Raw genomic sequence first — 20,562 nt, 5'->3', positions numbered from 1 at the left:
TTATGAAAATACTACTAGATATGAAAAGAAATTTTTTAATCTTATTGATGCTTTGTTTAAGTGCTACCGCATATAGTCAGCTTAATCCAATGGGATCTATTTACTATCAAAATCAATATTTAGCCAATCCAGCAATGGCTGGAATTGAGAAAGGTTTTGAATTAAATGCAGGGTATAAAGCTCAATGGACAGCAATAGAAGGAGCACCAACCATGCAATCGGTTACTGGCACCTATGGTTCAAATAGTGGGAAAGTAGGTTTGGGTTTAGCGTTTTACAATGAAAATGCCGGCGTAATTCAACGTACCAGTTTTAAAGGAACCTATGCATATCATTTGCCGCTTAATAACGATGACTCCTTTCTTGATTTTGGTTTGTCAGCAGGCTTTATGAACGAATGGATTGATTTTGGAAAAGTAAGCGGGAATCAATCGGATTTATCACTCGCAAATTTTAATCAAAGAAAGGCATATTTTGATGGAGATTTTGGCTTCGCTTTCCGAAACAGACGATTAAACATCCAAGGATCTTTGCCTAATTTAAAAAGCCTTTTCGACCGCGATTTTTCTAGAAATGTAGTTGATAGGTCGCTTTATTTTGCGGCGGTTGGTTATAAATTTTTCAACCCATCAGGCGTTTTAAGTTTAGTTGAACCAAAAGTTGCCTATAGAGGAGTACAAAATTATAAAGACATTGTTGATGTAGGTGTAAATGCACAGTTTTGGGGGAACAAATTATTTTTAAATACCATTTACCATTCTACAAATAGCGTGTCAGTTGGGGTGGGTACCACCTATCAAAACCGCTTAAATATTTTGGCGATGTACACCTCGAATACTTCCGATTTACAAAATTACAGCAACGGCGAGTTTGAAGTGAGCTTAAAGTATAATTTTAGATAATACAAGATTTAGAAATAAAGCAAGTAGAGGCTGTCCCAAAATACCGAGACGGCCTCTTTTTTATTTTATTTCCAATTTGGTATCATTTGGACATGGTATGGTCTAAAATCAGTTTTAGCTGTTCAATTTTTCAAAAAGCATGAAAAAACAGTCTTTTTAAGCTGCTTTTTTCCTTATATTTTGTGCGATTGCCAATAATCCCCATTCTATTGCCACTTTTTCTTTTCCACGGAGCATAAAGCGGCGGAACCCTTGGTTCTGTTTAATATTTCCGAAAACTGGCTCAACATCATAACATCGTTGCTTTCGCTTCTCAATTCCTTTCTCGCTGTTTAGCAATTGATAAGCTGTTTGTTTATGGCTGAGTAGATTAGTGTTAATTTCTATTATTCGGTTTCCTTGCGATTTATGACAAACACCATTTAATGGGCAATTGCTGCAATTTCTTGCTTGATATCTTTTACTTGTTTGTTCGAAACCGGTACTGGTTTTTCGTTTTGCATCGCCAATGTAATGCATCTGTTGGCCCATTGGGCAGATATAACAATCTTGTTCCTGGTTGTAAAATAACTTGTCGGCTTGAAAGCTTTTCTTACTGGTATATCGTTCATTTTGCTCTTTGTCGAACATATTGTATTTAACATAAGCTTCAATTCCTTTCTGCTCCAATAGTTCGTAATTTTCTTCACTACCATATCCTGCATCTGCGGTAATGCTTTTTAAACTTTTGCCAAAGCTGGTCTCGTGTTGTTCGATGTGGGCTTTTAAAGTGGTGGTATCGGTTGGGTTTGGGTGAATGGTGTAGTTTACAATAAACTGGTTTGAGGTTGATATCTGTACATTATAACCCGCTTTTAACTGGCCATTACGCATATGATCCTCTTTCATACGCATAAATGTGGCATCCTCATCGGTTTTGCTGTAGCTATTGCGATTACCTAAAATAGCCTCTTTTACCTCATATTCAGCTATCTTTTTTGGATATTCTTTACTGATGTATTTCAGCTTGTTTTTAATCTTTTTATTTGCATCGGGATTATCAGCTAATACTTCATTAAGCTTATCTACCGTTGCTTGTACTTTCTCTTTATTTATTTCGGTAAAATCAGGTGGATCAGGAAGTTCATCTTCAGCTTTAGTTATACTTTGGGCATAAGTCCAAATATCGGCTAAAGCCAACTTCATCTTTTCTTTATTGGTTTGAATAGCCTTTTTCCATACAAAAGTATATTTATTGGCATTTGCCTCTATTTTGGTGCCATCGGTATAAACTTCTTCTATACTCAATAAGCCTTCTTCGGCTAATAACAAAACAACTTCTTCGAATATTTTGCGCAAGTGTTCTTTTAAACGAACCCCGCGAAAACGATTAATGGTATTGTGATCTGGATAACTCATTCCACTAAGCCACATAAAGTTAATATTCTCCCGACAAGCAGTTTCTAGTTTCCTGCTGCTATAAACGTTACTTACATACCCATAAACTAGAATCTTTAAGAGCATTTGAGGGTGATAACTCGAGCTGCCTTTGATTTGATAGGCATTTAGCAGGCTTTGGATATTGATTTTGTTTATCACATCGTTAACTATCCTAACTGGGTGCCCTGCAGTTATTAATTCGTCAAATGTAGGTGGAAAAGCCATCATCTGATCTTGGTAATAAGGCTTGAAAACAGGGGTTTTTGACGACATAAATTTCTAAATATTTATACTTAAATATCTGAAATTCAAATGATTAAACAAAATTATTAAACAAGAATTTATCAACTTTTTTTAAAACAAAAAGAGACTGCCTTTTTGAGACAGCCTCTACTTGCTTTAAACCTATAAGGTCTTTAAAACCTTATAGGTTTAGTATATTACTTTAACTTCGGTATTCTAGTTGGTGTATCGGTTCCATTAATAATGCTGGTTGCACTTTTTGCGATGGCTTTAATGGTCGATAAAATGTTCTCCACGTCTAAAGAACTATAATCGTCTTTTACAGAGTGATACAATTCATCAATATCAATTTTATCGGTGCTGATGGTATGCGCCGGTACGCCTAACGCAGCAAGGGTTGCGTTATCGCTGCGGTAAAATAAGTTTTGATCTGGATACGGATCTGGATGGAAGGTAAACTCCGTTCCTGCTAAATTCTTTTGTAAAATTTTTCCAAAATCAGAACGTTCGTAACCGGTAATAAAAGCGGTGTTTTTCCCAAATTTAGAGTCTTTACCAATCATTTCGATGTTAAACATGGCTACTACATCATCCGGGTTTAACTTATTTGAAAAATATTTAGCACCGTAACCACCAATTTCCTCAGCCGTAAAGGCAACAAAAACTAGGGTACGTTCATTGTTTTTTAATGCTTTGTAATATTTGGCTAAAGCAATCATGGCGGTAGTACCCGAAGCATCGTCGTCGGCACCGTTGGCAATACTGTCGCCGTTAACGGCTTTGATAATCCCTAAATGGTCGTAATGGCCCGAAAAGATAACCAATTCTTTTGCTTTCGATTTTCCGGGTATCATGCCGGCAACGTTAAACAAAGGCATTTTTTTCATGTTGTTTTTTAACTCAACAGAAAATGCATCGGCTGAGGCGGTACCCAAAACAAAAACTTTAGTTGTGGCGGCTTTGGTTAAATCCTTTTCGTCCACAACCGAAGGGCGATTCAAGAAACCTTTGTAGCGTTTAAATAAATCGGCAAATTTTGAATCAACCAGCACTAACAGGTTCTTATTAGTTTCCGAAAGTGCTCTAAATTGAGCGGGGAAAGGTTTTTCAGGATCTAATTTTACCACCTCGGTATTTGCTTTGCTTAACGAAATGCTTTCGGCCGATAAACCCGATATCATAACGTTTTCAGGAGCAAATGCTTTTCCATCGATGGTTACCGATGTAGTTAAGTTGCTTGTTTGGTATTTATTGAAACTCTGACGGAAGGTTTTCTCTCCCGTTAAAGGCTGTAATCCAATTTTTTTAAACTCCGATTCGATAAAGGTCGCTGCTTTATCAATCCCTGGCGTAAAAGTAGCACGACCTTGCATATCGTCGGCACTAAGCGTTTTTATTAAATGGTCGGCGTATTCGCGGGTAATAATTTTGTTGATGTCTTGCGCACGAAGCTGTAAGCTTGATAGTCCGGCGGCAATACCTAAAAGAACTATTTTTTTCATATGTAATTTTTATTTTTTCAATTTAACTTGTGTGTTTAGCCAATTATCGCGGAAGTTTTGCATCGCTGGAGTTAGTGAACCGCCTGTTTTTTCAATCGATAAAAGCTCTAAAGTAGGATCTTCCGCATAGGTTAATTTGGTCGATTTTTCTTCACCACGATAAAGGTAGGTAATTGCACTAATATCGCCAGGCTTATGCGCTGCGGTAATGCGCTCTAAAATTGCCGGGTTTTTAATTTCCTCGCCATCAACGGTTAAAAGAACGGCATTTACGTCTAAACCTGCATTGTAGGCCGGCGTACCTTGTAAAGTTTGACCCATAATGGCCTTTTCTTTGTCGTAATTAATTCGACCAAAGCCAGCAAAAGCTTTCCCTGGGTTCGCTTTGCGTAACACCAAGCCAGCATTTAATAACAGCTTGGCATAATCGTTTTTCTCTGTTCCATACACGTATTTTTTAAAGAAATCGCTAGCAAAAGCAGGATTTTTAGTAACGATTCCCAAAATTTTTTCTAAATCGGAAACAGTGTAGGGGATTTCAGGCTTACCGTAATTTTTCCACAAAGCACGCATGTAATCGTCAAGCGTAAGCTTAAATTCGCTGCGTAAACGTAAATCCAAAGCAAGGGCAACCGATGCGCCATAGGTGTAGTACGACGTAAAAATATTCAGTCCATTGCTTTGGTCGATGGATACGCCTGCATCGGCAAAAACGGCATATCTACTGGCTTGGATTGGAGAGAAATTTCTTGCTCCTGGCGAGTTTAGCACGGTATTTACAATTCCGTTAAAGGTCTGTGTCGCGTTGTCAACGGTTTTTAATCCCGCACGTGTTAAAAGTAAGTTTCCGTAATATTGGGTAAAACCTTCGGCTAACCAAAGCTCGTTGCTCATGTTCGCATGCTCAAATTTAAAAGGTTCAAGGGTTTTTGGGCGTAAACGCTCAACATTCCAACTGTGAAAAAATTCATGCGAAAAAGTGCCTAATAAATTTGTTTCGTATCCTTCAATTTTTGGTGTGCGTTGCACAATTGAGGTCGAATTTCGGTGCTCCATACCATCTCCTGCATTTTCTGGATATACATCCTCTAGGAAATAGTAATTGCCGTAATCGTAGGTCGGAAATTCGCCCCAAACAGCAAAATGTTCATCAACCATCCGTTTCAATTTTTCTGTGTAACTATCAATCGCTTTTTGACTATCGTTCGAATGCGCCATTAAATGGATGGTTTGAATTTTCCCATCGGTATTTTTCACTTCCCAACTGGCAGTTTTGTAATTGGCCAATTCGGTAGGGCTATCCATAAAATATTGCAAATTCGGCGCGTAATAAAGACCCTTTTCAGTTGGTTTCAGCTGTGTGGCAACTTTCCAATTCAATTGATCAATACCCGAAAAGGAAAGTAAGCGTGGGCGGTCATCCATCCCCAACGGGAAAGCAAAAGTAGCCGGCATATTCATGTGGGCATGGGTTTCATCAAAACCGGCATAGGTTCCGTCAATCCAGTTGCCAAATAAGGTGTAGGTAATTTTTACATTTTTTCCGTGATTCGGAATTTCATACACATCGCCTTCGGGTTGATTTAAGGTTAACAATTTCCCAGCATCATCAAAAGCTTTTAGGTTGTACACGTTTTTTCCAAACTCGTGCGTAGCATATCGGCCTGGTGACGAGCGACTCATTCGCAGGGTTAATTTACCCGCTGGAACATTGGGAATTAACATACTAATTTCCGCTTCGTGATGTACCACATTAGGGAAAGAAACTGCATATCGGATTTCGTTTTGGGCATAGGTACAGATGCATAGCAAACTGAGTACAGATGCGCCAATAAATTTTTTCATAAAAAAAGAATTTGGAAGTGTTAAATTACCGTTTTTATGTAAAATGTTGAGAGAAATTGTCCAGTTTAGATGTTAATTTTACAATTGTTGCTATTAAAAGCATGAGTTTCTTTAATAATGGAGCTTTTCGAGAATTAATTTGCTGAGATTGCTTCCGATTTTCGGAAAGGGTCTCTGAATGCACCTATCGTGTGAACCTCTCTCTATTCGGTTCAAAAAAACATTTCCCGCTAGCACTAGGCTTTCCTGCCTCGTTGCCGGCAAGGCAATTTCATTTGAAGACCAAAAGAAACAAAAGCCTTTGTCAATCCAGCTAGGCCGCTTTTCGCTCAAGCCCAATTCTCAAAACAAAAACGGTCTCGCTAGGTTTTGTAGGAATGTATTTTATGTAACCAGATTTAACTTCACCCACAAAACTGAATTGAACAAGGCTCGACGCTTCTAATTCGAATGTTTCTGTAACCGTTTTTGGTTTTTATCCGCTGCTCGGGATTGACGAGCGTCCTTCGGTTTATTCACCTTTTCTTATTGTTTTTATCGGTGTTCATGCGCTCAGCAATTGCATTGCTTTCGGGTTTGTTTCTTTTTTGCTAAGAAAAAAGAAGGAGGCCGCCGCCGCTTAGGCGATGAAGAAATTGTTTATTTGATTAAATCCTCAATTACTTACCTATTTGTTCAAATACAAACCGCAAAGATGTGTCCACCCGATAGGAGCATTCGGAAAAGCAATCTCTAAAGAAAAATCACCCGAATAGGGCTTGAGTAAACAATGACTATCGAAATTAGACTAAAAGATTTTAATCCCCTATTCACTTAAGCGTCCCAATCGTATTTTTCTAAATCGCGGTACGCCTTGCCTTTAATAATTTCTTTGCGCTTGGTCGATTCGGCTTCTACTCTGGTAGCATGAATGTTATCTGCAACTTCAAAATGAAAGTCTTTGTCTTTTTTAGAAAGATAGATAGCTACCTCCTCCGCATCCGTTGTTGCGAAATCGTATGGACCTCGATTGCTCATCAGTTTTACAAAAACCGGTAGACATTCAAAAAAGATGAATAATAAACCAATAAATGTTACGGCCAAGGCGGTATTGTTATCGTAACTGCCATCGGCATTAAACTTTAGCTGACCTAATGCCCAGTTTCTATCGGCAAAGCCAGCCACGTTGGCCAAGCTATCTAATTGTTTATTGGTGAACAACTTTTCGGTAAATAGACCATCAAACTCTTTCCGTTTATCAATAAAACCTTCACTTTTAGCGATGGATGCTTTTAAGCTATCCAACTCGGCAGTACGTTGTTTAATTTCGGCTTCCTTCCGTTTAGCGTATGGACCATACCCCATCACACCCGAAGTTTCCTTGGTTTTATTTCCAAAAATCTCGAAATTAAGTTTTTGCCTATCGGCTTTAATGCCGCTCTCCATAGAATCGCGTGTAGCTTTTTGCGCATTTAAACGACCAAACTCTACTTGATATTTATTCTCGAAAGCTTTGTTTAAAGTATCAATTTTAGCCCGTTGTCCGTTTAAATAGCTCACTTTTAAACGTTCTTTAATTTCTTTATCAAAAATCTTCAATTCTAGAGGCCTCGAAATAACTATCCCAATCATTATCGCCAACAAAATACGCGGAGTGGCTTGTAAAAGTTGTTTATTGGTGCTGGCGCTTTTATTAATACTCGAAACAATGTAACGATCCATGTTAAAAATGGCCGCACCCCATAAGAAGCCAAATACGAGAGCAAAGATTAGAGCTAAATCGGCCCCTTTAAAAACAAAATACATCGCGTAGCCTCCAGAAAGGGCTGCGAAAATGCCTGTAAAAAAGATGGTTGCGCCAATGCCGGTATATTTATTTTGTTCAGAAGGATGCTTCTCTAGTGTAGGAATATGCGCACCGGAGCAAAACCAAAAAAAACGATTCAGTTTATCCATTATGTATATTTATACTTAAACGCCTGACAACTCTATATGTTACAGATTATTGCAATCTTTTATTTATTTTTTTTAATCATGAGTTAAATGAAAGGGTTTTTATATAAGTTTGCGGTAAATACATGTAATGATGAAAGAAATATCGGTACAAGAATTAAAAGAGAAAATCGATAACCAAGAAGATTTTCAACTTATTGATGTTCGTGAAACATTTGAATATGAAGTTTCGAACTTACAAGGTGAGAACATTCCATTAGGCGGAATTTTAATTGAAGCAGACAAAATAGCAAAAGATAAACCTGTAATTGTACAATGCCGCAGTGGCAAAAGAAGCGCTGCAGCTGTTATGCAATTAGAACAACAATACGGTTTCGAGAATTTATATAATTTAAAGGGCGGTATACTAGCTTGGCAAGAAGCTTTTGACCCGAGTATGCCAGTTTATTAATTTTAAAATAATTAAGTACAAGGGTTTCCATTTTGTAAACCCTCGTACTTTCACATAAACCCTTTACACATGGGGAAAAAATTCGCACTAAATTTTTTTTATACATTAGCCATCATTCTATCTATTGTTGGCTTAGTATGGTGTTATAACAACAATCATTACATTCCTGCGGCCTTTTTAGTAGGCACCACATGTGCATTTGCGTATTTTAAATTTCAGTTAATGAAAGAGGTGCGTAAATCTTTCAAAGAAAAAGATCAGGATTAATACCCTCCAAACCCAAGCCAGGTAAATTCTTTAATTGATATCTACCCTGTTCAAAAGCAGGATTGGTGTAAGGATTGTTTTTTGTTAACCAAGGTCCATCTAAATCGGCCCAGTTACACAATGGAGCTAAGGCTGCAGCTGCCAAAGTAGCACAACTCGTTTCGCTCATGCAGCCAATCAGTACTTTCATTCCAAAAGAGCGTGCCTTCAAAATCATTTGATGCCCCTCATACATGCCACAGCTTTTCATTAATTTAACGTTAATGCCGTGGTAAACCCCTTTCAACGTATCCATATCGGTTAAGCGTTGCACCGCCTCATCCGCCAATAAAGGAATCGGACTTCTTTCCGTTAGCCAGGCATTGCCCTCAAAATTCGTTTTATCCATCGGCTGCTCAATCAAAAGCACACCCTGGTCGTGCAACCAATAAATTAAATCAATCGCTTTAATTCTGTCATCCCAACCCTGATTGGCATCTACATAAAGCGGAACATCCGTCATACTGCGAATGGTTTCAATTATTTCTTTGTCGTTATCTCTACCTAACTTAACCTTTATTACCTTAAATGCTTCCGCATCCTTCAGCTTTTCGCGTATAACTTCAGGTGTATCAATACCAATCGTATACGAAGTAACAGGCATTTTTTCGGGGGCAGCACCGTATATTTCGTAACAAGGTTTATTTAATAGTTTCCCTTGAATATCATTTAAGGCAATATCAATAGCCGCTTTAATAGCTGGCTGACCAGGCGCAATGCTATCCAAATACGCAATAATTTCAGCAAAATTAAACGGAAAAGAGATGCGATTCCAATCAACCTGTTGCAGAAATCGGTTGGCGCTTTCGTAACTTTCGCCCATGTAAGGAACCATAGAGGCCTCTCCATACCCCGTTACGCCTTCGTATTGCATTTGCAGCAGCATTAAAGGGGTGCTGGTACGCGTAAATTTCGCAATCGAAAACGGATGTTTCAATTCCAATTCAAAAGGCTTGCTGCTTACTTTCATCTCAAAAAAGGGTATTTAGGAACAGCAAATCTAGTCATCAAATTGAATTTAACAACAAAATCTTTTGAAAAGCAAATGTGCAAAACAATGAACGGCAGTCCGGCTATCGCCCATAGTCCTCGCCCGCTGAAAAATCGGGCTGTGGGCTATTTGGCTCTATCCGGTTTAGCTTGGTTCGGTTAGTACTGGTAGTTACGTTTTTCCTATTCCTTAAACGAAGCATTTTTCGTAATCTCATCGTTAAATAAATGGCTACAGTAAAGCCGAGCCAAATATAATCCCTAATTTTGGGGCAATGAATACAGGCCTATACAATCCGTTTAAAAAATTCGATTTCTTATATAAAAGCTGCTTTTTAAGCGGTTCAACCATTCAATCGCCAGTGGTTCAGGTGCCATTATTGCCAAAATGGCTTCTTGAACAAGCCGGTTTAAGCGGAGAAGAACAAATTCAGTTTTTAGACCAAAGCATTCGGTCGTACAATAGCTTGGTTATTCCAGTAAACAGTGAAATTAATGAGCAGTTTTTACAACCACTCGAAGCGAAAGTAGAAAAAGCATTTAAACAGGGATATGAAGGCTTGGCCACATTATCCGAAATAGATTTATTTAATTGGATTGGTAAATTCCTTTACGGCTTTATCTACGCTGAAATGAATGCCGCCTTACGCAAAGAAATGACTGCGGATGGATTAAACATGTCGCAATCGTTGATGATGAAATTTGCCAATCTGAATTTCATGTTGCAAAATTTATACACCGGCATTGTGTTCGAAGATTTTACGCCTTGGTCTATCACAGTAGTAAAGCTAGAAGACAACGAAACACCATTCAGTTTTCGCGACGAAATTAATACCTTAACCTTCTCACTAAAAATGAAAGATTTTGGAATTGTTGCGTGTTTACAAGACAATGGTACCAACAAACGCTATCATCAAGATATCATTAACCATGTAGCGCAAAAAGCTTTAAGCGCTCAGCAATTTGAAGAATTAAGTGCACGCTTTTATTACTCTGCATATTTGTTTAACCGCCTACCTGAATATACGTTTATGCCCGTTGAAGGTATAACATATATAGAGGCCATGCCTTTACGTGGAAACATGAGTAAACCGCTGTTTGATGTTTGGCAGCATAAAACCTATGCGCAAGTGTTGGAAAATTTTTGGAAACCATGGGGTTATGTTTTGTTTGAGATTTTGAAAAATCCGGAACAACCTATGAGCTTCTTTGAAGAACCTTCTTTACCAAATGCAGGCTAAGAAACCTTTTAGCTGAAGAATTTTTGTTGAAGAATTTCTAAAAAGTTATGAATAATCCCTGGCACTAAAATAATGGTTAGGATGAGTCCAGCTAATGCGCCAAAAAGGTGTGCATCGTGATTAATGTGGTCTCGGGAATTGCGCGAAGCATAAAAGCAATATACCAAGTACAATACACCAAAAACGATTGCATAAATCCCAAAAGGAATAAACATGATGTAGATTTTACTTAGGGGATCAAACAAGATATAGCTAAACAATACCGCACTAATGGCACCCGATGCGCCCAAACTGTTGTAATGAAAATTATCTTTTTGCTTAATTACGGTAGGTAAGTCGCTTACTACGAGACTCACTACATACAATAACCCAAACTGCCAGCTACCCATTCTGCTTTCTAAAGCAAAGGCGAAGGCATAAAATGTAAACAGGTTAAAAAATAAATGCATCCAATCGGCATGGATTAATCCGCTAGTTAGCAATTGGTATACATTTTTTCTACGGTACACACTGTAGGGATGGAGCATAAATTTTCCATACAAACTTGTATCGTTAAACGCGTATAAACTCGTAACTAGGGTAAATATGAAAATGATTGATGCAACGGGTGTTGTTTGAAGGTATTCCATTAAGCTTATTTTAAATTTATTTTTACCGCGGACACCAAGCGAGCAACAGGGTAGCGATTATGCGTTTTTTCGTAATATTCAGAATTTTTATACACAAAATCAAGTTGAGCGGCACCATTTTTTGCAAAATCTGGGTCTTCGGCTTTTTTCTTATCCAACATGGCTTTCAACGATGGATTGTCTTGGAGTAGTTTTGCAGCAGTATCTTCGAAAATATACGCCGAATAATGCTCCTTCATATCTAAAATAGAATCAAAGAAATTCCAATTGAAAAAGGAGTCGGTTGCTTGTGGTTCAAGTGTTTCTACAATGTACCGGTTTTGGGCTTGGTTTACGTATACGACATAATCTCCCTCATAAAAATCAATTTGCTGAGAAATGGGTCTAACCTTTACTGCTGAATGTAAATAATGACCTTCATAGGGTTTTGTAGCAGTTTTAAAATCATCAATATAATAACTTTCGACAAAAATTTTCGCGTCAGTTTTTAGTTGCAAGAGCTTTACATGATTCAATTTTAAAAGGTTGATAACTTTATCCCAAGCTTTTGGAATGATGTACGCAATTGGTTTGTTAACGCTAATGCCAGGTTCATACGAATTCCATTCTTTAATCTCTTTGGTATAAGGACGAGTGCGGTCGTAGTACAATCGATTGGCGCCGCTTACTTCACTAGGTTTATTACCCGCTTCAAAACCTTTAAATGAAAGTATATTTGCGCTCTTTCTATTCAATTTCCAATCCAAAGGAAAAGTTTGCTGTTGCACAACTGCTAAGTCGGCTTTCTTTTTGTTTTCGCCAATTATTTTGGCATCGCGATGGACAATTGATACATATTCTTTTAGCAGTTTGTAGGTTGCATCTACTCGTAAAGAAAAAGATTTAAGCATATGGGTTTCGGGCATAAATCCAATTACATTGTGCAGTGCGGCATAACCGGTTGAGTAACGCGGAGATTCAATGAATCCGGCAATTCCTTCATCTGGTGTTTCATTGATGGAATTGACATATGGAATCATGGGATATCCTTTTGCCTCCATCGCTTTGTATAAGTCAGGAACCAACGTTTGGGTTAAATAGGCCGATAAAATGCTGTTTAATTTATCCTTTTGAGTCGGAATCAAGGTCATCACGTATTGGTAATCGGCCCCATTGCTGGTATGTGTATCCACAAAAATATCGGGTTGCCAGGTATTAAAAATTAACTGAAAAGCCGCCGAATTTTTGGAGTCTGTTTTGATAAAATCGCGATTTAAATCGAGGTTTTTACTGTTTCCTCTAAACCCGTACGTAGCAGGTCCATTTTGATTGGCTCTTGAAGTGGCTGAGCGATTAAAACTTCCGTCGATGTTATAAATAGGAATTATACAAATTACCACATCGCTTGGCATGGCATTTTCTTTTAGTAAATCACGAGCCAGCATCATCGAGGCATCAATTCCTTCTGGTTCACCAGGATGAATCCCGTTGTTGATTAACAACACGCGCTTATTTGCTTTTTTTATAGCAGCGGGGTCAAAAATCTGATCTTTTGAAAGTACAAATACGTGCAAAGGTTTACCAAAATCGGTGTCGCCATAGTGTAATAGTTTACTTTGCGGATAGTTTTTTGCTAAGGTGTCATAAAATGAAATAGCCTCATTATAAGTGGTTGTTTCGGTTTTATTACTACGTTCATAAGCGGTTAGCTGCGCCCTAACGTAGCTGCTTAAAAAGAGCAAAAGAAGGGCTAAAATTCTTTTCATCGAACAATTTAGCAATAAAAATGAGTGTATTAAAGCGATTTGCGATAAACAGAAATTTTTCCGAACCAATAATGAAATGTAATAGAAAAAGCGTGAAACTGATCAATCGCATCATTTTTGAAAATAGCTGACGAATCATGATAACCGTCGAGTCCTTCTCCAACACAAAAGCTGGTAGTGTATCGCGCGTCGATACCATAGCGGATATATCCCCAAGAATCTTCAATAAAGTAATTCAATCCAAAATCAATGGGTATCCAGGTGTTTAATGTTTTGTCTTCTCCCGGAAATTTATATCCCAAGGGCATTTCAGGTGTAACCGTATTTGGTCGGTAACGAACCACTTTTGTAATGTTGTTGTTAATGAAGCCCAGTCCGCCGCCTACATACAACCCTTTCAGGTTATAAAGTAAATCGCTTCGGTCGTAATTCACAAACTCTCCCAATGAAAATCGGGCTTTAGCCGCAAAGGAGGTGTAATTGTTGGTAAATTCTCGGCTCCATCTATCGGTTAAGATATTTCCGCCACGAACAATACCGTGTTGGGCTTCAATTCCAAATGAAATAAAAGGAGTAAAATGTAAATCGAAATTTCCATTTAAAGAATAACCAATCCCACCATTTTCTACATCTGTAAAAGAATAATTTGGACCAATGCCTAAAGCGTAGGATGTTTTAAAGTAATTGGATTGCGCATAAGCGTACATGCCAATCAGCATACACGCGATTGTAAGAGGGACGATTTTCAACAGTAATTAATTTGTAACAGTTAGACAACTAGACATTTTTACAAAAATAAGATGATTATTGATAATCTATAACTTTTACCTTTGAATTATGAAAATGTATATGAATTCCGACAAATCTTTAGCAGAGAGATTTATCAAATACGCGAAAATCGACACGCAATCGGATCCTTATTCGCCCACTTGTCCTTCTACAGAAAAGCAAAAGAATTTAGCTAAGGTGTTAGTTGATGAGCTTTTAGCGTTGGGGATTTCAGATGCACACATGGATGAAAATGGTTATGTGTATGCAACCATCGAAAGTACGACCAGCAAAGCAGTTCCGGTAATTTGTTTTTGCTCGCACATGGATACTTCTCCCGATTGTAGTGGTCAAGATGTGAAACCCATTATTCATTTCAATTATCAAGGCCAAGATTTGGTTTTGCCAGACGATGAAACCGTTGTTTTGAAAATGGCTGAACATAAAGATTTACAATTCCAACTAGGAAACGATATAATTACCGCCAGCGGTAAAACCTTATTGGGAGCAGATAATAAAGCCGGCGTTGCAGAAATAATGGAAGCGGCAAAATTTTTTATGCTTAATCCGGATGTGAAACATGGTAGCATTAAGATATTATTTACACCTGATGAAGAAATTGGACGCGGTGTGGATAAGGTTAACTTGGAAAAGGTTGGAGCCGACTTTGGCTACACCATTGATGGCGAAACCTTAGGGTCTATTGAAGATGAAACCTTTTCTGCTGATGGAGCAAAGCTAATTATAGACGGCGTAAGTGCGCATCCGGGTTTTGCAAAAGGGAAAATGGAAAGTGCTATTAAAATTTTAGCTGAAGTAATAGATGCCTTGCCAAAAGACAATTTAACACCCGAAACTACTCAACATAAAGAAGGGTTTATTCACCCCGTTGCGATAAAAGGGCAAGTAGAGCAGGCAGAGGCACAATTCATTATTCGCGATTTTACCGATGAAAAATTAGAAGAACATGGAGCTTTTCTACAATCAACGGTTGAAAAGGTGATGATAAACTATCCAAATTCAACGTTCAATCTCGAGATAAAAGCACAATACCGAAACATGAAAAAGATATTGGATCAACATCCTAAAATTGTTCAGTACGGTATTGAAGCAATTGAAAGAGCAGGTGTAGTTGCCAAACAACAAAGCATTCGTGGCGGTACAGATGGATCTCGTTTATCGTATATGGGGCTGCCATGTCCGAACATTTTTGCTGGCGAACACGCCTTCCATAGCAAGCAAGAATGGGTAAGTGTACAAGATATGGAAAAAGCGGTTCAAACAATTATTAATATTGCATGTATTTGGGAAGAAAATGCCTAATTGATGTGCCCATCTTTTTAAAACAGAATTAAATCACTTTAGATTTAGTTCTGTTTTTTTTCTTTTTATTGTGTGAATGAGGATTAAAAATTATCAAAATTTGTTTTTTGACACAATCTTATTTAGTACTTTTAGATTTACATGATTACACTCGAAAACGCATACATCCAAGCAAAAATTACAGAAAAAGGAGCCGAACTTCAAAGCTTATTTAGTACTGAAACAAACGTAGAATATTTATGGAGCGGAGATGCTACCTATTGGGCAAAACGCAGTCCAATACTGTTTCCTATTGTAGGGAGTTTAAAAGACGATACGTATCGTTATCGCGGTAAAGAATATGCTTTGCCCAGACATGGTTTTGCACGCGATTACCTTTTCGATTCAAAACAAATTAGCGCAACAGAAGCTGTTTTTACACTATCGCAGAGCGATGAAATCCTCCAGAAGTATCCTTTTTATTTTACCCTGGCAGTAAAGTATACCCTGATTGATAGAAAGCTGAATGTGACCTATGAAGTGCTAAATACCGGTAGCGACGAGTTGTTGTTTTCTCTAGGAGCGCACCCTGCTTTTGCAGTGCCCAATACACCAGCTACCCGATACGAAGATTACTATCTAACATTTAACGATGATGAAAAATTAGTATGTTGGCAATTGGAACAGGGCTTGCTGGCCAATAGCACGACTACTATCCCATTAAATGGACATAAATTAAAGCTTGACCATGCATTATTTGTAAACGATGCATTGGTGTTAAAGAATCTACAAAGCAATTGTGTAAGCTTGCTAAACGTTAAAAACGATGTTGGTTTGCATTTTCATTTTGATGATTTTCCATTCTTTGGAATTTGGGCTGCGCCCGATGCACCTTTTGTTTGTTTAGAACCTTGGTGCGGGGTTGCCGACAGTGTAAATCATACTAAAGAAATCACACAAAAAGAGGGGGTCGTTCGGTTAGAACCCGCAGAGGAATTTGTTCGCTTCTGGGAAGTAGAATGTTTTTAGGAAAAGCCTCTTCTTATTCTAGAAAAAAGTAAAGTCCAAAAAAAGCCCCGCTAAAGTCATTCAACGGGACTACTTTGTTTGGTTTTGAAATTATTTAAATGTTATAGAACCATATTCAGTTGTGAGGGATACATTCGCAGATCCACCCGAACCAATTTTTCCGTTGAACTTTCTGTTTTCGTCAGCTTTACTTGAATTCAATAATGACACATTTGTACCATATTTGAAACCCGAATAGCTGGTTGACACGTTAAAATTCGCATGGTAATTTTGATTAAAGCCCATATTTACCGAGGTATATTCTCCATTGAAAGTAAAGTTGCGACATGCCGTGCTAATTTCACCAACTTTTAATGCGTTATAACTCATGTTTATGGTGGCATCTCCATTTAGCGTGCCTAAATTTACCGTAGTGTATTCTGTTTTTAGCGTTAATTTGCCCACATTCCCAATGGTTAACCCGTTGTAACTTTGATTAATAACGGTATTACCTTTAACAGTATTTATATTTACACTGGCATATTCTGCACTCAAAAGAAGATTTTCGCCAATGTAGCCAATGGTTAAGCCTCCACCGTATTCAATTTTAATATTAGCAGATTTACGAATAGTATTGATGTTCACGGGCACATATTCTGCGTTTACTTGGATAATTCCAGCAGAGCCAATCGTAACACCTCCACCATATTCATGCCTTACTACCCCACCATTTATTTCTTGTATGTGGGTTTTACCATATTCTACACTAATGTAATTGTTGGCATTATGCAGCGTTCCTGCGGTTAAATTGCCATATTCTATTTTAAAGCTAGTGGGCCCATAAAAATCGCTCATAACAACATTTCCGTATTCCTGAACAACATTTAACGGGTTAGAAATAGGCATGTAAATAGTATAAACGGTTTTAACTTCTCTTCTACCCGAGTTTCCACCCCTGTTTCGGGTATTGTTGGTGATATCGGTTGATACGTTTACCATATCACCTACTTTATTGGCTACAATGTTTACTCCGTCTAATAATTTTTGAGCGTCGCTGTCAGAATTGCTGTATGCTTTGATTTCGGCAGTAACTTTAACTTCTTTATTATCCCATGTTTTAATGTTAATAGCTCCAAATTGATTGTTAATGGCTAACTTATCATTTTTATCCACTGCAAATGATTTGCTAAATGTTTTAACGCGTTCACCAACCCCGTTTTGTGAAATGTTATCGTCACTGTTGACCGAAATGATGGTGTTTACCTTGGTTGAATGGTTGCTAGTTACTGACACATAAGTGTTGCTATTGGAGTAAGCAGGCAGTTCCTGAGCCTTTACTTTTGGTAATGCAAACAATAGTGTACATATTAAGAGATGAATCTTTTTCATGTTATTTTTCTGAAATTGTAATTTCTTACCTGCTGGCGGGCAAAGTTTTTTTGTAAATTTTTAACGCTTTTTATATTTGATTAACCTTTTTATAATCGTCTACTTGGTTAATAATAATCAGTTGTTGTTTTAATAACTGTAATTGCGCTTCTCTATTTTTGATCATGGCTTTAACCACTAGAAGTTGGTTTGGCGAAATCGGTAATTCTGTTTTTAAGCGTTCATATTCAGCATCAATCTTTCTTAAATCGCTTGTAAACTTTTTATATAATTCAGGGTTGGCTGCGGCAAAAAATTCTAAACTATCTCTCTTCTCCGTAATTAACCCGGCATAATGCACTTCTTTTTTAGCGTAGGTGCTGTCCACGTCTACAATATCCAAGGTTTTAATTGATTTGGTTCCGTTGTACACCCATAGTAATCCAAAAACCAAGATAACTGCTGCGGCACTGCTCATCCATAAATAAACATGCGATGATTTTTTCTTTTTTTTCTGCGTGTTTAATTCTTTTTCAATTTTATCCCAAAGCCCCGTGGGTGCCTCAAGTACATCAAAAGCTTTTCTGTTATCCTTAACAAATGTCTCTAAACTGTTATTCATCGCTCATCCCTTTCTGTTCTAAAATGCTTTTTAATTTTTTCTTTGCACGCATGTATTGCGTTCTACTTGTGTTTTCACTAATTTTTAGAATGTGTGAAATCTCCTCATGGTCATAACCTTCCAGTAAATACAGGCTAAGTACAACTCGATAGCCGTCGGGTAATTGTTTTATCGCTAGCCTTATCTCTTCTGCCTGAAGTTTAATTTCATGTTCATCATAATTCGCTTCATCAGGAACCTCAGAAACTTCATCCGTTCCAACAAATTCAAATTTTCGCTTGCGCAAATAGTTAATCGATTTGTTGATTACAATTTGTTTAAGCCATAAGCCGAAAGTAGTTTCCTGTCTAAAATCAACAATTCTGGTAAAGGCATCCAGAAACGCTTCTTGTAAAACATCTTCTGCTTCCTCTTCGTAGTTTAGTATGCGCATAGCAACATTATACATGGCCTTCGCATAAAGCTTATACAGTTCAAACTGTGCAGCTCTGCTACCCTGCATGCATTCCTTTACTAGCGTAAGGTTTTTATCTACGTAAACGGCTTCCAAAATTTTGATTGTTCTGCTTATAAGACACGCTTGATTATTAAACGTTGCATTAAGGTAGAAAAATATTTTTTCTCAAGGGATGGCAATTTTTATAAAAATGATTAAAGGAAAATATTTATGCTTAAGTTTATGTATATCAATATATAATCGAAAAATCGATTTGTACACAAAAATAAAACGATTTGTACAATTTTGGGCTACACACAACAAAAAATAAAGACCGATTAAATGGCGTTTAATCGGTCTTTAAATAGGTTATTTTATCACATAATTAGCTTTATACAGCATAATATCAGTGTAGGAGCTATTGTAATTCATGTTTACATTCACGGTTTTACTCATTGCGTCTTTAAACGGGTTCGCATCTGGCACTTTATCCCCCCATCCACTCACACAACTCTACAATACTTGATTTATTGCTTGTAAAGTACATGTAAGGATGTTTTTTTAACACCTGTAAAACATCTAAATAATCCGAAAGTTTCCAGTACCCATCTGATGAATATGTTTTCGATGTCGTACTTAAATAAGGTGGATCCACCAAAAAAACTACATTGCTATTGTCTTTATATCGATTAAATAAGTCTTTATAATCTAGCTTAACCCTTTCAACGCCATTTAGGTAACCCGTAGCGTCGTAATCACTCTGCTTCACTACATTATACAATGTTGTAGACTTCAACTCATCAAAGCTATTAACGTAATTCATACTAAAGCATAGTGACGAGGATAGCGTCACATAATCAACATACCCTTCTCTATTCGCTTCTTCTATTTCTTTTAGAATCATTTCTCGCAACTGGCCTGTAATACGCTTATCACGGGGCTGTCCTTCAGCCAATACTCTTATTTTACGCAATAGCTTATTGGTAGATTCTACATTAGCTAAGCGCTTTACATAATCATCAAAATCATTATAAACAACCTTAGCACGGGGTTTTTTAGACTTTACATAATGGCTTAACAAGCCCGAACCACCAAACAAATCAATATAGATAGCATCATCGGGGTATTCTTTTAAAATAATAGCTAATTCTTTCAAAAATCTTCTCTTTTGCCCCATAAATGGTAAAGGCGCACTAGTGTAATTCTTCATTTATACGTTTAGGTTAAATTTTGCTGTTTTGTTATTTAATAGATCGGCGGTTGCTGCTAGGTTATTATCGTAGATATGTACGTTACCCAGAAACAAAGTGATTGATTTAAGCGGCAGCTTAATTTGCTTGCTTATAAGATACAAATGATACAAATCCGAGGGTAAGCCTAGACTTGCGTCTGAACTTCGTTGGTAGGCGCTTAAAATCAGCTTGCCGCCGTTAATTTGAAACTGTATTAACGACAGGCAAGGCAATTGATTACTTTCCACGCTATTAGCCCCTAAAAACAATACGTAATTTTTACTGGTTCGTTTTTCTGCGTTAATCTTATCGATGAGTTTTGGGAGCTGTTCGAAATAGGTTGGGTAGGTATTAACCAATATAGGACCGCAGTAGTCCCACCACGAAATTCCCTTTTCTCGGTATCGTTCTGTTAATCGCTCGCCCGAAGTAAATAGGGTGAGTTCATCTTTTAACTTTTTACGCGCCACCCCGTGGTCTTCAAATATATCCAGTAAATCCCCTTTAGATAGATTTAATTTTTGGTTAACCAAATAGGTTAAATTCCCTTTTTTATTGCTTTGTACCTTTCCTTTCGAAAGGATTTTATTTAAAATATCGTGGTATTTATTCATATTTTCT

At 37.5% G+C, this 20,562-nt stretch carries 19 protein-coding genes; 6 read left to right on the top strand and 13 right to left on the bottom strand.

The window, feature by feature from the left end; all coding sequences use genetic code 11:
- Positions 1-2 precede the first annotated feature (2 nt).
- A complete protein-coding gene (locus ACJVDK_RS13150; protein WP_443937124.1) occupies positions 3-902 on the top strand; it encodes a PorP/SprF family type IX secretion system membrane protein in 900 nt (299 codons plus the stop codon).
- A gap of 156 nt (positions 903-1,058) precedes the next feature.
- Here ACJVDK_RS13150 and ACJVDK_RS13145 read toward each other — a convergent pair whose 3' ends face one another.
- From ACJVDK_RS13145 to ACJVDK_RS13130, 4 genes are all read right to left on the bottom strand, one after another.
- A complete protein-coding gene (locus ACJVDK_RS13145) occupies positions 1,059-2,594 on the bottom strand; it encodes an IS1182 family transposase (protein ID WP_443936436.1) in 1,536 nt (511 codons plus the stop codon).
- A gap of 167 nt (positions 2,595-2,761) precedes the next feature.
- The gene (locus ACJVDK_RS13140) at positions 2,762-4,066 is read right to left on the bottom strand and encodes a M20/M25/M40 family metallo-hydrolase (protein ID WP_443937123.1); all 1,305 of its coding nucleotides are present in this window, start codon (positions 4,064-4,066) and stop codon (positions 2,762-2,764) included.
- A gap of 9 nt (positions 4,067-4,075) precedes the next feature.
- Positions 4,076-5,911, bottom strand: coding sequence for a M61 family metallopeptidase (locus ACJVDK_RS13135; RefSeq protein ID WP_443937122.1), 1,836 nt, complete (start codon positions 5,909-5,911; stop codon positions 4,076-4,078).
- Positions 5,912-6,724: 813 nt separating this feature from the next.
- Entirely contained in the window at positions 6,725-7,846 is a 1,122-nt protein-coding gene (locus ACJVDK_RS13130; RefSeq protein ID WP_443937121.1) for a DUF4407 domain-containing protein, read from the bottom strand.
- A 130-nt stretch (positions 7,847-7,976) separates the two neighbouring features.
- Here ACJVDK_RS13130 and ACJVDK_RS13125 point away from each other — a divergent pair, with 130 nt between their 5' ends.
- Both ACJVDK_RS13125 and ACJVDK_RS13120 read left to right on the top strand, forming a co-directional pair.
- A complete protein-coding gene (locus ACJVDK_RS13125; RefSeq protein ID WP_443937120.1) occupies positions 7,977-8,294 on the top strand; it encodes a rhodanese-like domain-containing protein in 318 nt (105 codons plus the stop codon).
- A gap of 69 nt (positions 8,295-8,363) precedes the next feature.
- Positions 8,364-8,561: a DUF6358 family protein gene (locus ACJVDK_RS13120; protein WP_443937119.1), complete on the top strand. Its 198-nt coding sequence runs from the start codon at positions 8,364-8,366 to the stop codon at positions 8,559-8,561.
- Here the strand turns inward: ACJVDK_RS13120 and ACJVDK_RS13115 are convergent.
- Entirely contained in the window at positions 8,539-9,570 is a 1,032-nt protein-coding gene (locus ACJVDK_RS13115) for a dipeptide epimerase (protein WP_443937118.1), read from the bottom strand. The two genes, ACJVDK_RS13120 and ACJVDK_RS13115, sit on opposite strands and share 23 nt — an antisense overlap.
- Before the next feature lie 295 nt (positions 9,571-9,865).
- On the opposite strand from ACJVDK_RS13115, the gene ACJVDK_RS13110 reads away from it, so the two are divergent.
- Positions 9,866-10,831, top strand: coding sequence for a hypothetical protein (locus tag ACJVDK_RS13110; protein WP_443937117.1), 966 nt, complete (start codon positions 9,866-9,868; stop codon positions 10,829-10,831).
- A gap of 8 nt (positions 10,832-10,839) precedes the next feature.
- On the opposite strand, the gene ACJVDK_RS13105 is transcribed toward ACJVDK_RS13110, so the two are convergent.
- From ACJVDK_RS13105 to ACJVDK_RS13095, 3 genes are read right to left on the bottom strand one after another with little or no spacing between them, the layout of a single operon-like run.
- On the bottom strand, positions 10,840-11,460 hold the full coding sequence (locus ACJVDK_RS13105) for a rhomboid family intramembrane serine protease (RefSeq protein WP_443937116.1): 621 nt from the start codon (positions 11,458-11,460) through the stop codon (positions 10,840-10,842).
- Between the two features lie 5 nt (positions 11,461-11,465).
- The gene (locus ACJVDK_RS13100; protein ID WP_443937115.1) at positions 11,466-13,205 is read right to left on the bottom strand and encodes a M14 family metallopeptidase; all 1,740 of its coding nucleotides are present in this window, start codon (positions 13,203-13,205) and stop codon (positions 11,466-11,468) included.
- 29 nt (positions 13,206-13,234) lie between these two features.
- Entirely contained in the window at positions 13,235-13,924 is a 690-nt protein-coding gene (locus ACJVDK_RS13095) for a hypothetical protein (protein WP_443937114.1), read from the bottom strand.
- A gap of 130 nt (positions 13,925-14,054) precedes the next feature.
- On the opposite strand from ACJVDK_RS13095, the gene pepT reads away from it, so the two are divergent.
- Together pepT and ACJVDK_RS13085 are read left to right on the top strand one after the other, a co-directional pair.
- Entirely contained in the window at positions 14,055-15,296 is a 1,242-nt protein-coding gene (gene pepT, locus ACJVDK_RS13090; protein WP_443937113.1) for a peptidase T, read from the top strand.
- A 141-nt stretch (positions 15,297-15,437) separates the two neighbouring features.
- Positions 15,438-16,304 (top strand): aldose 1-epimerase family protein, encoded by an 867-nt coding sequence (locus ACJVDK_RS13085; RefSeq protein ID WP_443937112.1) that lies wholly within the window; start codon positions 15,438-15,440, stop codon positions 16,302-16,304.
- Between the two features lie 90 nt (positions 16,305-16,394).
- Here ACJVDK_RS13085 and ACJVDK_RS13080 read toward each other — a convergent pair whose 3' ends face one another.
- The 5 genes from ACJVDK_RS13080 to ACJVDK_RS13060 all read right to left on the bottom strand — a co-directional run bounded on the left by ACJVDK_RS13080 (position 16,395) and on the right by ACJVDK_RS13060 (position 20,555).
- Entirely contained in the window at positions 16,395-17,672 is a 1,278-nt protein-coding gene (locus ACJVDK_RS13080; RefSeq protein ID WP_443937111.1) for a hypothetical protein, read from the bottom strand.
- A gap of 70 nt (positions 17,673-17,742) precedes the next feature.
- On the bottom strand, positions 17,743-18,273 hold the full coding sequence (locus tag ACJVDK_RS13075) for a hypothetical protein (RefSeq protein ID WP_443937110.1): 531 nt from the start codon (positions 18,271-18,273) through the stop codon (positions 17,743-17,745).
- Positions 18,266-18,775, bottom strand: a complete 510-nt coding sequence (locus ACJVDK_RS13070; protein WP_443937109.1) for an RNA polymerase sigma factor — start codon at positions 18,773-18,775, stop codon at positions 18,266-18,268. Before ACJVDK_RS13070 ends, ACJVDK_RS13075 begins: the two co-directional genes overlap by 8 nt.
- 421 nt (positions 18,776-19,196) lie before the next feature.
- Positions 19,197-19,919 carry a DNA adenine methylase gene (locus ACJVDK_RS13065; protein WP_443937108.1) on the bottom strand — a complete coding sequence of 241 codons (723 nt, stop codon included), beginning with the start codon at positions 19,917-19,919 and terminating at the stop codon, positions 19,197-19,199.
- On the bottom strand, positions 19,920-20,555 hold the full coding sequence (locus ACJVDK_RS13060) for a thymidylate synthase (protein WP_443937107.1): 636 nt from the start codon (positions 20,553-20,555) through the stop codon (positions 19,920-19,922).
- Positions 20,556-20,562: the final 7 nt, after the last annotated feature.

It is taken from the genome of Pedobacter paludisoli, from assembly GCF_052344095.1.
Lineage (GTDB): Bacteria > Bacteroidota > Bacteroidia > Sphingobacteriales > Sphingobacteriaceae > Pedobacter.
This window is presented reverse-complemented; position numbering and strand designations above follow the sequence as displayed.